The sequence below is a fragment of the Pseudomonas sp. DNDY-54 genome (assembly GCF_019880365.1).
GTDB lineage: Bacteria > Pseudomonadota > Gammaproteobacteria > Pseudomonadales > Pseudomonadaceae > Stutzerimonas > Stutzerimonas stutzeri_P.
The window spans coordinates 2,125,481-2,140,585 of the sequence record NZ_CP082271.1 but is presented as its reverse complement, the minus strand read 5'-3'; the positions used below and the strand labels follow the sequence as shown (position 1 = coordinate 2,140,585).

At 60.5% G+C, this 15,105-nt stretch carries 13 protein-coding genes; 3 read left to right on the top strand and 10 right to left on the bottom strand.

Annotated features, from left to right (window positions below):
- Positions 1-36: 36 nt before the first annotated feature.
- On the bottom strand, positions 37-2,049 hold the full coding sequence (locus K4O48_RS09970; RefSeq protein WP_222911843.1) for an alpha-1,4-glucan--maltose-1-phosphate maltosyltransferase: 2,013 nt from the start codon (positions 2,047-2,049) through the stop codon (positions 37-39).
- A gap of 338 nt (positions 2,050-2,387) precedes the next feature.
- On the opposite strand from K4O48_RS09970, the gene K4O48_RS09965 reads away from it, so the two are divergent.
- Positions 2,388-2,552 (top strand): hypothetical protein, encoded by a 165-nt coding sequence (locus tag K4O48_RS09965; RefSeq protein ID WP_222911842.1) that lies wholly within the window; start codon positions 2,388-2,390, stop codon positions 2,550-2,552.
- 4 nt (positions 2,553-2,556) lie between these two features.
- On the opposite strand, the gene fdhE is transcribed toward K4O48_RS09965, so the two are convergent.
- The 8 genes from fdhE to K4O48_RS09925 form a co-directional block, all read right to left on the bottom strand.
- The gene (fdhE, locus tag K4O48_RS09960; RefSeq protein ID WP_222912058.1) at positions 2,557-3,447 is read right to left on the bottom strand and encodes a formate dehydrogenase accessory protein FdhE; all 891 of its coding nucleotides are present in this window, start codon (positions 3,445-3,447) and stop codon (positions 2,557-2,559) included.
- A 47-nt stretch (positions 3,448-3,494) separates the two neighbouring features.
- A complete protein-coding gene (locus tag K4O48_RS09955) occupies positions 3,495-4,184 on the bottom strand; it encodes a formate dehydrogenase subunit gamma (RefSeq protein WP_222911841.1) in 690 nt (229 codons plus the stop codon).
- Positions 4,181-5,116, bottom strand: coding sequence for a formate dehydrogenase subunit beta (fdxH, locus tag K4O48_RS09950; RefSeq protein WP_222911840.1), 936 nt, complete (start codon positions 5,114-5,116; stop codon positions 4,181-4,183). Before fdxH ends, K4O48_RS09955 begins: the two co-directional genes overlap by 4 nt.
- Complete coding sequence (gene fdnG, locus K4O48_RS09945) at positions 5,116-8,196, bottom strand: formate dehydrogenase-N subunit alpha (RefSeq protein ID WP_222911839.1); 3,081 nt, start codon at positions 8,194-8,196, stop codon at positions 5,116-5,118. The genes fdxH and fdnG overlap by 1 nt, the downstream gene beginning before the upstream one ends.
- Positions 8,197-8,354: 158 nt before the next feature.
- A complete protein-coding gene (gene ligD, locus K4O48_RS09940; RefSeq protein WP_222911838.1) occupies positions 8,355-9,278 on the bottom strand; it encodes a non-homologous end-joining DNA ligase in 924 nt (307 codons plus the stop codon).
- 17 nt (positions 9,279-9,295) lie between these two features.
- Positions 9,296-10,294: a Ku protein gene (locus K4O48_RS09935; protein WP_222911837.1), complete on the bottom strand. Its 999-nt coding sequence runs from the start codon at positions 10,292-10,294 to the stop codon at positions 9,296-9,298.
- A 22-nt stretch (positions 10,295-10,316) separates the two neighbouring features.
- On the bottom strand, positions 10,317-11,174 hold the full coding sequence (locus K4O48_RS09930) for an SDR family oxidoreductase (RefSeq protein WP_222911836.1): 858 nt from the start codon (positions 11,172-11,174) through the stop codon (positions 10,317-10,319).
- A 102-nt stretch (positions 11,175-11,276) separates the two neighbouring features.
- Positions 11,277-12,293 carry a zinc-dependent alcohol dehydrogenase family protein gene (locus K4O48_RS09925; protein ID WP_222911835.1) on the bottom strand — a complete coding sequence of 339 codons (1,017 nt, stop codon included), beginning with the start codon at positions 12,291-12,293 and terminating at the stop codon, positions 11,277-11,279.
- Positions 12,294-12,558: 265 nt separating this feature from the next.
- On the opposite strand from K4O48_RS09925, the gene K4O48_RS09920 reads away from it, so the two are divergent.
- Positions 12,559-13,476 (top strand): LysR family transcriptional regulator, encoded by a 918-nt coding sequence (locus tag K4O48_RS09920; RefSeq protein ID WP_260523723.1) that lies wholly within the window; start codon positions 12,559-12,561, stop codon positions 13,474-13,476.
- A gap of 189 nt (positions 13,477-13,665) precedes the next feature.
- Here K4O48_RS09920 and K4O48_RS09915 read toward each other — a convergent pair whose 3' ends face one another.
- A complete protein-coding gene (locus tag K4O48_RS09915; RefSeq protein ID WP_222911834.1) occupies positions 13,666-13,827 on the bottom strand; it encodes a hypothetical protein in 162 nt (53 codons plus the stop codon).
- Here K4O48_RS09915 and mexE point away from each other — a divergent pair.
- A complete protein-coding gene (gene mexE / locus K4O48_RS09910) occupies positions 13,826-15,055 on the top strand; it encodes a multidrug efflux RND transporter periplasmic adaptor subunit MexE (protein WP_222911833.1) in 1,230 nt (409 codons plus the stop codon). The genes K4O48_RS09915 and mexE overlap by 2 nt on opposite strands.
- The last annotated feature ends 50 nt before the right edge of the window (positions 15,056-15,105 follow it).

The window sequence follows — 15,105 nt, the reverse complement described above, 5'->3', positions numbered from 1 at the left end:
ACCATTGATACCAAAGACTATTATTTTTCCTAGAAATCACTTTAAGTCTGGATCAGGCGCGTCTGCACTCAATCGCCAGATACCGAAGGGCTGATACCAGGGCTCAATCCGCATCCACTGCGTCTTGCCGTACCACGTCCAGCGGTGCCCGTTCATGAGGTCCTCGCCGCGTGTCACCGCGTCGTTGGGAAGCCCAAGCTCCCAGAGCGGCAACTCGAAGTGAGCCTCCTGCGCGTTGTTCGGATCGAGGCTGATTGCAACCAGAATGAAGTTGGAGCGGTCCGGCGTGCGTTTGCCGAAATAGAGGATGTTGTCGTTGTAGGCCGTGTAGGCCTTGAAACCGAGGTGGGTCTGCAGGGCCGGGTTCTGACGCCGGATGCGGTTGAGCTGAGCGATCTCCGCGATGATGTTGCCCGGCGCGTGATAGTCGCGTGGGCGGATTTCGTACTTCTCTGAATCGAGGTATTCCTCCTTGCCGGGTATGGCAGCGGATTCGCACAGCTCGAAACCGGAATACATGCCCCACAACCCGGAGCCCATGGTCGCGAGCGCCGCACGGATGAGAAACCCCGGGCGGCCGGAGTCGTGCAGGAAGAAAGGATTGATGTCTGGCGTATTGACGAAGAAGTTAGGCCGGTAGCAATCACGCAGCGGCGGTTCGTTGAGCTCGGTGAAATACTCGCTCAGCTCCGCCTTGTTGTTGCGCCAGGTGAAGTAGGTGTAGCTCTGGTTGAAACCAACCTTGCCCAGGCGCGCCATCATCGCCGGCTTGGTGAAGGCTTCGGACAGGAACATCACGTCCGGGTCGCGTTCACGGATATCGGCAATCATCCACTCCCAGAACGGCAGAGGCTTGGTGTGGGGGTTGTCCACGCGGAAGATCTTCACGCCCTGCTGCACCCAGTGCCAGATGACATCGCGCAGCGCGATCCAGAGGTCGGGCATGGCGTCTTCGGCGTAGAAGTCGACGTTGACGATGTCCTGATACTTTTTCGGCGGGTTCTCTGCGTAGCGGATCGTCCCGTCTGGGCGCCAGGAGAACCAGCCGGGATGCTCCTTCAGCCATGGATGGTCCTGCGAGCACTGAATGGCGAAGTCGAGCGCGATTTCCAGGCCGTGCTCTCGCGCCGCCGCCACCAGTTCGCGGAAGTCTTCCAGGGTGCCCAGCTGCGGGTGGACAGCTTCATGGCCCCCATCCTCGCTGCCAATGGCGTAGGGGCTTCCCGGATCGCTGGGCCCGGCCTCCAGCGTGTTGTTAGGGCCTTTGCGGTGTTGTCGTCCGATCGGGTGAATGGGGGTGAAATAGAGCACGTCGAAGCCCATGTCACGGATCGACGGCAGCCGCTTGTGTACGTCGCGAAAAGTGCCGTGGCGGCTTTTGTCGTCGGTTTCGGAGCGTGGAAACAGTTCGTACCAGCTGGCGAACTGGGCCAGGGGACGCTCAACTTCGAGGGGAAAGACTGGGCTCTGGCTGCAATGCTCGCGCGGGTCCGCATCAGCCATGGCAGCGGCAGTCTCGTCCGCGAGCATCACCGATACGCGCTCGTCGTCCAGATGTGCCGTTTGCAAGCGGTGCAGCAGGTCATCGATGATGGCTTTGGTTTCGCCTTGGGCACGGCCACTGGCGCGCTCCAGCAACAGACGACCCTCTTCCAGTTCCAGATGAACCGGCACACCGGCGGCGTGCTTCTTCGAGAGCTCGTAGCGGTACGTCTCGTAGATGTCCCACCAGGCTTCGATCATGAACTCGTGGCTCGCGACCTGGGTCGGGGTGAAATGGCCTTCCCAACTGTCATTGCCAAGCAGCTTGAGCCGTGCACGGCGCCAGCTGGTTTCGTCTTTGGTGCGCCAGCAGATCGTGGCGGCGAGCTGATCATGGCCGTCGGCGAAGATCTTGCTCGTGACGGTAACCGGATGGCCGATGATGGCCTTGGCAGCGAATCGTCCACCGTCGAGCACCGGCTCGGTCGACTCGATGGCAATGCGAGGCATCTTCAATGCTTGTTCCAGTCGGGGGTGAATCGTTGCGTGGGGCTGTGCATCGTTCATCGAACGGGCTCCTGGGCCAAAGTCGTTGCAGTGCGGCAACCCAGCCGCTACGAAAGCGGAAACCGATCAGGCAGGAGTTGCCAGGTAAACGCCCGCTCTGCAGGCTTTTACGGGCTCTGTTCTTCCGAACCAGCGGAGGCTCTAAAAGTTCAGCAAGACTGGCCGCTACGGTGCAGGACCGACCAGCGACACGACGGATGCGGGTAACCGTGGCGAAACCAGGGGTTGTGTCTGCCAGCCAGCGTTCCGCCGAGCGCGGGAAACGTCGTCGGTGCGCTTGATAGATGCCCGGGATGAGCTATGCCTGTCAGTGAGTATTCCGACTGATGGAGACTGCCATGACGCCCCATGCCCGCCCCGATGTACCCCAACCGGACCCCGTGCTGCATGACAAGCCAGGGGATCTGCCGCAGGTGCCCTGCCCCGACGACCTGGACGATTACAAGCCCGGCACACCCTATGGCGGGCAGGCGGTGGCCGACGAGGCTCCTGAGCCCACCTGAGGCGCTAGTTTCCCGCGATCAGCAGCGGGTTGTAGCCGCTGCGTGCGTAATCGTCCTGTTCGGCGAGCAGCATGTCCAGCGCAAGACTGGCCAAGTCATCAGCGATCGGATCGGCGCGGCCGTGAAGCTCGCGCTGCATGACCTTGAGATAGCTGTGGCATTCGGTGCAAGCCTCCGCCTGAACCGGAAGGAATGGTTTGCCCTGTTCGTCATCCAGCGTCATATACAGCAGCTTGCCGCCGGTGTCGCAGACGCTGCATTTGACACGTTCCAGATGCCATTCGGTCGCGCACAGGGAGCAATGCAGGTAACGCACACCGCTGCGATGGCGTTCGTTGTGGACGACGCTGGCGACAGGCACGGCTCCGCAGCAGGGGCAAAGCGCTTTCGCCTCACCGACAGGGCGCGCCGGCGGTGTGGGCAAGCCGATCGCCAGCCGCGCCCAGGCCACTTGAAGCGCTGCACCCACCAACGGCAGCAATGCGCGCGTCGCCTCAGCGCCAGGTCGCATCTCGAACACGTCATCCGCTAACGCATCGAGGGCGTCGGCGGGCATCTCTCTGAGCGCGGCCAGCAGTGGGCGCTGGCGCTCGCCTACGTGCAATTCAACGGCATCGAGGATGGCAACCAGGTCCTGTTGCCACCGTACGTCGCGCCGTAACGCCTGAAAGCCCAACGGCGGCATGCCGTGTTTCAACGCTTGATCGAAGGCATCCGCTGCCGGGCGCCAGGCGGGCTCCTGCTCGGTCAGTGCCTGATGCTGGGCCTGTACCACGCGAGCCATGAACGCGAGAAACTCATCCAGAGCCGGCACCTGCATGACCAATTCACGCAACCTGGTTGCTCGCTTGCTGAACACCTTGGCGTCTGGCAGCACCACATGGGGCGCCTCCATGATCCCTGATGGCGCACTTCCATAAGAGTGGTTCACTGCAGCTCCTGTCATCGACGGCGATCCGTTATTTCGCTGGTGGGCGACGCGCTTTCGGGGTCAGATTTCTTGTTACGCATGACGTCTTCGTACCACAGCCCGTGATGGTGTCGCGCCCAAGCGTGACTTACCCGACCCTGCGTCATGGCACGTACCGAACCCTTGACCCAGATCGCCGAGTAAATGTGAATCACCAGTGTGATGATCGCGATGAAAGCGGTAATAGCATGAATCACCACCGCCCATCGCAAGGCCCAGATGGGCATGCCATCGGCAATCCACGGGCGCCACAGCACGATGCCGGTGATCAACAATACCGGCACGGTGGCGAGAAAAATCCAGTACACCACCTTCTGCCCGGCGTTGTTTTTGCCTACCGGCGGCAGGCGCTCGTCACGGTTGCTGAGCACGTCGCGGATTTGTTTCATCCACTGCACGTCATGTCTTCGGATCAGGTTGTCGCCAAAGAAGCGGACCGCCTGGATAACGAAAAACAACGACATGAACACACCGATATAGGGATGCACGATCCGCGTCGGCTCCGGCCCACCGAACAACGCGGTAAGGCCGAAAAATGCCGGGTAGAACAGCGCAAGGCCGCTTAGCGTCAGCAACACGAAGGCGATGGCGATGAGCCAATGATTGACCCGGGTCCACCAGCCGTAACGCAGGATGCCGTGCTTTACGTTGGAATGGCTCATAACCGGTCCTCCCCGCGACGATCAAGCGCTCGATCCGCCGCAGCCCGTTCGGGATCCGGATCGTCCTCAGGTTCTTCCTTAGGCCCCTTCATCACGTAATGGAAAAAGCCCGCCAGGACCGACATGCCGAGTGCCACGGACATGATCGGCTTGGTCACGCCCTTCCACAGCTCCACCGTCGGGGCGATGTGGGGATCTTTCGGCAGGCCGCTGTAGATTTCCGGCTTGTCGGCATGTTGCAGCACATAAACCACATGCGTGCCGCCCACGCCCGCTGGATCGTAGATACCCGCGTTCTCATACCCTCGTCCTTGAAGATGAGCGACCCGATGAGCACCGTAGTCGAGCATGTCTTCTTTGGTGCCGAACATGATGGCCGAGGTCGGGCAACTTTTTACACAGGCGGGCTCCAAGCCGTTGAAGACTCGGTCTGAGCACAACGTGCATTTATAAGCCTTGTTGTCCTTTTTCGAGATTCGCGGAATATCGAACGGACAGCCGGCCACGCAATAGCCGCAGCCGATACAGTGCTCTGAGTTGAAATCAACGATCCCGTTGGCGTACTGCACGATGGCACCGGGCGACGGACAGGCCTTGAGGCAGCCGGGCTCGGCACAGTGCATGCAGTTGTCCTTGCGGATCAGCCATTCGAGGTTGCCCTGCTCGTCCTCGTACTCGCTGAAGCGCATGACCTCGAACGATTCGGGCGAAAGGTCCTGCGGGTTGTTGTAGGTGCCGTCACATTCGCCGACGTCGTCGCGTAGGTCATTCCATTCCGAACACGCCACCTGACAGGCCTTGCAGCCGATACAGACCGACACGTCGATGAGTTTCGTGACCTTTTCGACCCCGCCATGCCGCACCTGCGGCGATGGCGTGGTCGTCGCCGAACGGGCGATGATGTTTTGCAGGTTGATCTGGTCGCCACGCATCAGACGGCTCCTCCAATCTTCTCCACGTTCACCAGAAACGACTTGAATTCCGGCGTCTGTGTATTGCCGTCACCCACGAACGGAGTGAGGGTGTTGGTCAGGTGTGCCTTCTTCGCCACACCTTTGAAGCCCCAATGAATGGGTATACCGATCTGATGCACTGTTCGGCCATCGATTTGCAGGGGCACCATCCGCTTGGTCACCACAGCGACCGCAGTGATAAAGCCCCGCTTCGACGACACCCGCACGCGCTCGCCGGCTGAAATTCCCAGTTCCGCGGCCAGAACCTCGCCTATCTCGATGAACTTCTCCGGCTGGGCGATCGCATTGAGTCGCGCATGGGTCGTCCAGTAGTGGAAGTGCTCGGTCAGTCGATAGGTTGTCGCCGCATACGGAAACTCCTTGTTGGAACCGAACGAATCGCGATCCTGCTCGAACACCCTCGCGATCGGATTGTTCAGCGCCAGCGGGTTTTCCGGGCTCATCGGATTGCGGTCGATGGGCGTTTCCATCGGCTCGTAGTGTTCCGGGAAGGGCCCTTCGTTCAACCACTCACAGGCGAAGAAATGCCCACCCCCGGACTGCGTGATGATGAACGGCCCCACCCCCTGCGACGGCGGCGACGTCAGTGGGAAGTCCGGCACATCCGCCCCGGTCCAGCGCTCACCGTTCCACCAGACGAACGCCTTATTCGGTGCCCAGGGCGTGCCATCCGGGCGAGCGGACGCACGGTTGTAGAGCAGCCGACGGTTCATCGGCCAAGCCCAGGCCCAGCCCAGCGTGTTGCCCGTGTTGTAGGGGTCTGAATTGTCGCGCCGGGCCATCATGTTGCCGTCTTCGGTCCAAGCGCCGGAATAGATCCAGCAACCGCAGGCCGTGGAGCCATCGTCGCGCAGCTCGCTGAAATCCTTCAGCAGCTCGCCCTTGCGACGAATGATCTGCCCGCTTTCATCGGTCAGGTCCACCAGCGCCCGTCCGTTATATTCCTTGGCCAACTCCTCCGCCCGCGGGAATTTCGGATCCTTGTAGTTCCAGGCCAGGTTCAGAATCGGATCGGGGAACGCGCCGCCCTCCTCCTGATACATCACCTTCAAGCGCAGCATCACCTCACCGAGGATCTCGGTATCGGTCATCGATTCGCCCGGTCCCGGTGCTGCTTTGTCGTGCCACTGTAGCCAGCGCGAGCTGTTGGTAATGGAGCCGTCATCTTCGGCGAAGCAGGTCGTTGGCAAGCGGAAGACTTCAGTACCGATCTGCGAAGGATCGACGTCGTGATACTCACCGAAGTTCTTCCAGAACTCGCCCGTCTCCACGGTCAGCGGATCCATGATCACGAAGTACTTGAGCTTCGACAGACCGTCCATGACCTTCGCCTTGTTCGGGAAGGCCGCCAGGATATTGAAGCCCTGGCAGAAGGCGCCGGTCATCTTGCCAAGCGTCATGTCGTTGATGGCATAGAGCACGTCGTATATCGGCACAGACAGCTTCGGCAACCAGTCGTAGCACCAGTTGTTCTCAGCCGTCGCGACGTCGCCATACCACTCCTTCATCAAGCTGACGAAGAAGCGCTCGTAGAATTTCCAGTACGAGACCTCGCCTTCCCGCAGCGGCGGTTTGATGCGCGTCTTCATGTAGTCTTCGTACGACTGAAGATCCACGGACGGCAGATTCAGGTAGCCCGGCAGAAGGTTGGACAGTAAGCCGATGTCCGTCAGACCCTGAATGTTGGAGTGCCCGCGCAAGGCGTTTACACCGCCACCTGGCATGCCCATGTTGCCGAGAAGAAGCTGCACCATTGCCCCGCAACGGATGATCTGCGAACCGATGGTGTGCTGCGTCCAGCCGAGGGCGTAGAGAATCGTCATGGTCTTGTCTGGCGCGGACGTTTGCGCCATCAGGTCCCACAACTGCTGCACCTTATCCCGCGGCATGCCGCAGATATTCTCGACCTGGTCGATGGTGTAGCGACTGTAATGCTCACGCATCAGCTGAAAGACGCAGCGAGGATCCTGCAGCGTCGGGTCGGTGCGTGCGAAGCCACGCTCATCCAACTCGAAGTTCCAGGTTTCGCGATCGTAGGTTTTATCCTCAGCGTTGTAACCGGTGAAGAGCCCTTCATCGAAACCAAAGCCTTCAGCCACGATCAGGCTGGCGTCGGTGTATTCCCGGACATATTCGTGAGCGTAACGGTCCGACTCGATCAGATAGCTGATGAACCCACCGAGGAACACGATATCCGTGCCGGTACGGATCGAGGCGTGGTAATCCGCCACCGCCGTCGTGCGGTTGAAGCGAGGATCAATCGAAATAAGGATCGCATTGCTGCGCTCTTTGGCATGCATGACCCAGCGGAAGCCCACCGGATGCGCTTCAGCAGAGTTGCCACCCATCGACAGGATGACGTTAGCGTTTGCGATGTCGACCCAATGGTTCGTCATGGCACCGCGACCAAATGTTGGGGCAAGACCTGCCACCGTTGGTCCGTGTCAAACGCGCGCCTGGTTGTCGAGCTGGAGAATGCCGAGTGCTCGGGTGATCTTCTGCGTGATGTACGCCGTCTCGTTGGTGCAGGCCGAAGCCGCTACCATCGACGTCGTCAACCAGCGGTTGACCAGTCGCCCCTGCTCGTCATGCGTCTCGAAATTCTTGTCTCGGTCATCCTTCATGTGACGCGCGATGCGCGTGAAGGCTTCATCCCAGCTGATGCGCTTCCATTCGTTGGTGAACGGCTCGCGCACTTCGGGGTATTTGACTCGTGATTCGCTCTTGATGAAGTCCAGCACGCCAGCGCCCCGTGGGCAGAGCGAGCCGCGACTCACCGGGTGATCCGGGTCGCCTTCAACGTGGTAGATGTCATCGATCACGTTGGCGGAACTGTCACCGCGCGAATAGAGCAACATGCCGCAGCCTACTGAGCAGTAGGTGCAAATGTTGCGTGAGATTTTGGCGCCGGTCAGTTTGAAATGACGTATCGACGCTACGGCTTCATCAGGCGCAAATCCCATCATGGCCATGCTCGATGCGCCCACACCAGCCGCACCAAACTTCAGGAACTGTCGCCGGGATACTCGCACGGTCATCGGTATCTCCTGTTTCTAATTATCTTCTGCTCATCCTAAACATCGACTGCAACCGCTCTGGAATGGTTCCTGCGGGCTGGCGGATGAGTTCGGCGCACTCTCGCTACGCTAGTTCAAGGCTAGCTGGAGATTTTCCAATGAACAGGCCGCTGGTCGAATCAGGCGCTGGCACCCAACGACGTGAGAAGGCGTGCCGAAATCGACTGGCGCGTCGATGCGTAATCCGCCCAGGGATCGGTAGCCAATTGCTGCAACCGCTCGTGCAGATTGAGTATGTTCCAGCGATCCGCGCCGCCAATCTGCTCCAGCTCTTCGCGACCGATGGGCACTGAGACGGACAGACCCGGCCGCGCGCGAACCGAATATGCCGCCACGGTGCTGGCGCCGCGCTGGTTGCGCAGATAATCGACGAAGATCTTGCCGACCCGATTCTTCGGACCCATCTTTGCCACAATCCGCTCCGGCGCTTCGGCAGCCAGGCGCGTCGTCACGCCACGGGCAAAGGCGTTGGCGCATTCCCAGCTATGTCGACGGTCGATCGGTACAACCACATGCATGCCGCGGCCTCCACTGGACTTTAGAAACGCCTTGAGGCCCAGCTCATCCAGCAATTCCAGCGTCATGTCAGTCGCTTCGACCATGCGGGACCAGGGCAGTGCCGGGTCCGGGTCGAGATCGAAGATGATGCGGTCCGGCCGATCTATACGGTCGCTGCGAGCGTTCCAGGTGTGGAACTCGATCGTTCCCATCTGTGCGGCTTCGACAACAGCGGTGACGGTGTCCGCCTGGATCAAACGTGCATGTTCCGGGTCAAGGGACTTATCCAGAACGCGCATGTGCGGCATTTTCAGCCGGCCGCAATGGCGTTGGAAGAACCGCTCTCCATTCACGCCTTCCGGCGCCCGGACAATCGACAGAGGGCGATTGCGCAGGTGCGGAACAAGCCGCTCACCCACCGCCAGGTAATACTCAGCGAGTTGCAACTTGGTCGCGCCGCTTTTCTCATCGATTACCCGTTGCGGATTACTGATGCCGATGCCGCCCACATTGGGGCGGCTGCTCTTGCCAGACTTTGCGGGCATGCGTTGACCTCGTCGGCTCAGCCGGCCTTCTTGCTGCTCGGTTTACTGGCTGCGGGCTTGCGCGTGCTGGACGTCTTGCTTCCTGATGATTTGCTCGCCGTGGACTTGGCCGGCGCCTTCTTGCTCGTCGTGGCTTTGCTTGCAGTGCGCTTGCGAGGCGCCGCCTCTTCGTCGCTGGCTTCCTCGTCGTCATCGGCCGCTTCAGCCGGCGCGGCTTTCTTTGCCGTCTTGCCCGCCAGGCTGCGCTTGAGCAGTTCGGTCAGGTCGATCACATCCGCGCTGCGGCGATCCACGGCTTCTTCCGGCCCGCCGACGGCTTCGATCTTGCCTTCGCGGGCTTTGGTTTCCACCAGATCCATGATCTGATCCTGGAACGTGTCTTTGTACTGGTCGGGATTCCATTCCTCGCTCATGTCTTCAATCAGTCGCTTGGCCATGTCCAGCTCGCGCGGATTGAGATCGGCGTTGAGCGCCTCGTCCTTCATCTCGAGATACTCGACCCCACGCACCTCATCGGCCCAGCGCAAGGTATTCATCACCAGCGCTTTGCCCAGCGGCATCACGACCGCCAAGTGCTGCTTATTGCGCAGCACGACGTTGGCGATCCCCACCTTGCCAGACTGAATCAGCGCCTCGCGAAGCAATGCATAGACCTTCTCGCCACGGCGGTCAGGCGTCAGGTAGTAAGGCGTGTTGATATAGAGGAACGATATGTCCTTCGCATCGACAAAGGCGACGATGTCCACCGTCTGCGTCGCTTTGGGATGGGCAGCCTTGATCTCGTCGTCGCTGATCACGACGTAGTTGCCCTTCTCGTACTCCACGCCTTTGACGATGTTCTCGCTCTCGATGTCTTCGCCGGTGGTCTTATTGATCCGCTTGTAGCCCACCCGGTCCATGCTGCGCTTGTCCAGCCAGTCGAAGTCAATCCCCGAGCGGGAGGTGGCGGGGACCAGGGCAACTGGGATGTGAACCAGGCCGAAGCTGACGGCACCCTTCCAGATCGTGCGAGGCATAGCTTTCTCCTATTGGGTCACACTAGCCGTTGACCACGGTTCCGCCATTCACATGAATCACCTGCCCGCTGACGTAAGACGCATCGCTGCTTGCGAGATACACGTAGGCCGGCGCAACTTCGTCGGGTTGTCCTGGGCGCTCCATGGGTACATTCGCGCCAAATTTCGCGACTTTGTCTTCATCGAAGGTCGAGGGGATCAACGGCGTCCAGATCGGACCAGGCGCCACACCATTCACACGTATTCCACGTTCGGCCAGGTTCATCGACAACGAACGGGTAAACGCTGTAATCGCGCCCTTGGTGGCAGAGTAATCCAGCAATTGCGGGCTGCCCTTGTAGGCGGTCACCGAGGTGGTGTTGATGATGGATGCGCCTGCCTTGAGATGCGGCAGCGCGGCCTTGGTCATCTGAAACATGCCGAAGATATTGGTGCGGAAAGTCTTTTCCCACTGCTCTTCGCTGATGTCCTCAAGCCCTTTCTGCGGATGCTGTTCCGCGGCGTTGTTGACCAGAATGTCGAGCTTGCCGAACTTCGCCAATGTCTCGTCTATCACCCGGCGGCAGACATCGCGATCAGCAACGTCGCCTGCAAAGGTCAAGCATTGACGACCATGGCCCTCGACCACCCGACGGGTTTCTTCGGCATCCTGATGCTGATCGAGATACAGGATCGCGACATCGGCTCCTTCGCGCGCATAGAGCACCGCCACCGAACGGCCAATGCCGCTGTCGCCACCCGTGATAATGGCCACCTTGCCCTGCAATTTACCGGCGGCCTTGTAATCCTCACCCTTGAATTCAGGCTTGGGGTTCATCAACCCCTCTTTGCCGGGCTCGGGTTGATGTTGTGGCGGCAGGGTTTGGTTTTCGTCGGCCATGAAAAATCCTCCGTTAAGGTGAATAACCTGTCTTCGGAGGACTTGGGGCGTCAGGGAAAAGTTTCTGTGAAGCGATGAGAGGGCCCGTTCAGCCAGCCCTGCTCACCGGACGCGTAGCACAACGCGCCCACGTGGTATGCCACTTTCTACGTACTCGTGTGCAGCCACGACTTCCTCGAAACCGAACACCTTGTCGACCTGAGGCGTGATCAACCGGTCTGCGGTGAGCTGGTTGATATGCAGCAATGCGCGCTCAACCGCCTCGCGGTTCTGCTTGATGCCCAGTTCCGGCTGGCCGGTGAAGTCACACAAGCAATGCAGGAAGAACTTGAAGTTCTTCTTGAACGCCGCGCAGGCTGGAAAGGCCGTCTCGTTGCCACCGTTAAGCCCGTAAAGAATCAGCTTGCCGCGCGGTGCGATCACATCACCGAGCAACTTCATCTGCGAACCGCCGCAACCGTCCAGAACCACCTCGACGCCGGCGCCGCCGGTGATCTTCTGCAGGCGCCCGACCAAATCCTCTTCTTCGGTAACAATGACCGTTTCAGCGCCCAGCTCGCGCAAAAAATCCCGGTCTTCGGCGGTGTCGCAAGTCGCCACCACGCGCGCGCCCAAGGCCTTCGCCAGCTGTACCGCAGTCGGGCCCGTGCAGTGGCGCGCCTGAGTCACCAACACGTACTGGCCCGGCTCCAGCTGGGCCAACTCGACGAGCGCGAAATACGCGACCAACGCCGGCGTGTAAAGAACCGATGCCTCGACTGGCGTCAATAGCTCGGGGTAATGAACGAGCGAGGTATGGGGTACGAGTGCGTGCTCGCCGTAGAGCGGATACTGATTGAGGTCATGAGCCGGAAAGCTGGCCACTCGGTCACCGACGGCGAAACCGTCTACGTCTTCACCCACCGCCAGCACTTCGCCGGCGGCTTCGCAGCCGAGCCCAGACGGAAGTCGCGCATGCCGCGGGGCAAGATCCTGCCGCCATAGCACGTCATTCCAGCTAACGCCGATCGCGTGGATGTCAATCAGCACTTCGCCGGGGCCTGGCTGCGGCACGTCCTGCTCTTCATAGCGCAGAACGTCGGCGGGGCCGAACTGATGGAACCGGATGATGCGGGACATTGAAAGACCCCTCGATTACTACTGTGTTAGTGACTCTATCTGTACCGCCGGTACAACTCCAGCCGCGATGCCTGCATTCCGTTCGATAGTCGCCATGCGCAAGAATGATGATGAGCTGTATGTAAAGACGTACCACGCGCTGCAGGTTTGTGTGACTTCAAAGCGGAAATGGACATGCCGACGTCACGCCGATCTGTCTAGAATGCAGACGCAACCCTGAAGGTCAGGCCACACCTTAGTCTGACCACAGCTTGAAGTGAACGGCATGAATCGCAACGACCTTCGCCGCGTGGACCTCAACCTGCTGATCGTGTTCGAGACGCTGATGCACGAGCGCAGCGTGACACGGGCGGCTGAAAAGCTGTTTCTTGGCCAGCCGGCGATCAGTGCTGCACTGGCGCGCCTGCGCACGCTGTTCGACGACCCGCTGTTCGTACGCACAGGCCGCAGCATGGAGCCAACGGCCCGAGCTCAGGAGATCGCCGGGCTGCTCTCCCCTGCGCTGGACTCGATATCCACGGCGGTCAGCCGGGCCTCGACCTTCGACCCCGCCACGAGTGAACTGGTGTTCCGCATCGGCTTGACCGATGAGGTTGAGTTCGCCTTGCTGCCGCCCTTGCTCAGACGGATACGCGCCGAAGCGCCGGGTGTCGTTTTGGTGGTCCGGCGGGCCAACTACCTGCTGATGCCGGGCCTGCTGGGGTCTGGCGAGATATCGGTGGGTGTTTGTTACACGGAGGAGCTTCCGGCGAACGCCAAGCGCAAGGTGCTGCGTCGGCCCAAGCCCATGCTGCTGCGCGCCGACACCATCCCGGGCCGGATGAGCATGGACGACTATTGCTCTCGGCCCCACGCAATGGTTTCGTTCGCCGGTGACCTCAACGGCTATATCGACGAGGAATTGGCGCTACACGGCTGCAAGCGGAAGGTGGTGTTGGCGGTACCGCAGTTCAATGGGCTGGCGAGCTTGCTGGCCGGTACTGATCTCGTCGCGACGGTCCCCGATTATGCGGCGGCAGCACTGGCGGCGAACGGCGGCGTACGCGCCGAGCCGCTGCCTTTCGAAACCAGCCATGATTTCGAGCTGTCCATGGCTTGGCGCGGCGCTCAGGACAACGATCCCGCCGAGCGCTGGCTGCGCTCGCGCATCCAGATGTTTGTGGGTGATCCCGATAGCCTCTGATAGCGCCTAGCTGCGACGCCGCCCGTGGTGCGCTGAATCCCACTCTACAAAAGCCGAACCATTTCGCGGTGGGCTGAATCCCACTCAACAAAAGCCGAACCATTTCGCGGTGGGCTGAAGCCCACCCTACAAACTGCCTGCTTTGTCTCTGTAGGGTGGGCTTTAGCCCACCAAAACGGATACCCACACTCAGCCGCGGAGCGGCGTTCGGTCACCCCGCTCGTCCTTGATGAAATGTCCCGCAACATCACCGCGGGTGATATTCATATTCGCGCCGTTCGATTTCTGCATTGCGAGGCCGCCGCGCACACTCCCGCCATCGATAAAAACCTGAGTCGCGGAGTCAAGCATGGATCGTTCACTCAAAGCCTTGCGTTATCCACTGGTTGCGGTTGCCGCCGCGCTTCTTGGCGCCTGCGGACAAGCGCCGGAGGCCACTGAAGCAGCAATGCCGGCACCGGCGGTAAGTGTCGCTGAAGTCATTGAGCAGCAGGTCACCGAATGGGATGAGCTCACCGGACGCCTGGAGGCGCCAGAGTCGGTCGAGATACGCCCGAGAGTGTCCGGCTTCATCGACAAGGTGGCGTTCGAGGAAGGCGCTCTGGTCAAGAAAGGCGATCTGCTGTTCCAGATAGACCCGCGTCCATTCGAAGCTCAGGTCAAGCGCCTCCAAGCCGAACTGCAACAGGCCCGTGCGACTGAGCAGCGTACTGCCAGCGAGGCCCAACGAGGCGAACGGCTGCGCGCCAACAATGCCATCTCTGCCGAGCTCGCTGACGCGCGTGTCAGCGCCGCCAGCGAAGCGAAGTCCGCCGTCGCGGCCATCCAGGCGCAACTGGATGCCGCCAAGCTTGATCTCAGTTTCACGCGCGTCACTGCCCCCATTGATGGGCGCGCCGGCCGTGCACTGATCACCGCGGGCAACCTGGTCAATGCAGGCGAGGCTCTGCTCACCACCCTCGTCTCAACGGAAAAGGTTTACGCCTACTTCGAGGCTGACGAGCGTACCTATCTGAAATACCGCGAGCTGGCCCGTGATGGTGAACGCGGTGAAGCGACGCCCGTCTATCTCGGCCTCTCCGATGAGGATGGCCATCCGCATTTGGGCTACATGGACTTCATCGACAATCAGGTCGATCCCCGCACCGGCACCATTCGCGGCCGCGCGGTATTCGACAACCGCGACGGGCTTTACACGCCGGGCCTCTATGCTCGCCTGAGGCTGGTGGGCAGCGCCACCTACGAGGCGGTCCTGATCAAGGACGTTGCGGTGGGGACGGATCTCGGCAAGAAGTTCGTTCTGGTTCTGGGCGATGACGGCAAGGTCAGTTACCGCTCAGTGGAGCTGGGCCCGAAGCTCGAAGGGTTGCGCATCGTGCGCAGCGGTCTCGAGCAGGGTGAAACCATCGTCGTCAACGGTCTGCAACGTGTGCGCCCAGGCGCCACGGTCGAGCCGCAAAACGTACCGATGGCGGACGCCGATACGCTCGCGTCGCTGAAAGAACAGCAGCGTGAGATCAACGCGGCCTTCGACCGGCAGGTGGTTGATCGCACCGTGGCGCGTCGTCCGAGCAGCTGAGCCAAACGCAGGCAGCCGTCGACTGTGCGTCTAACCGCACACTAAAAAAA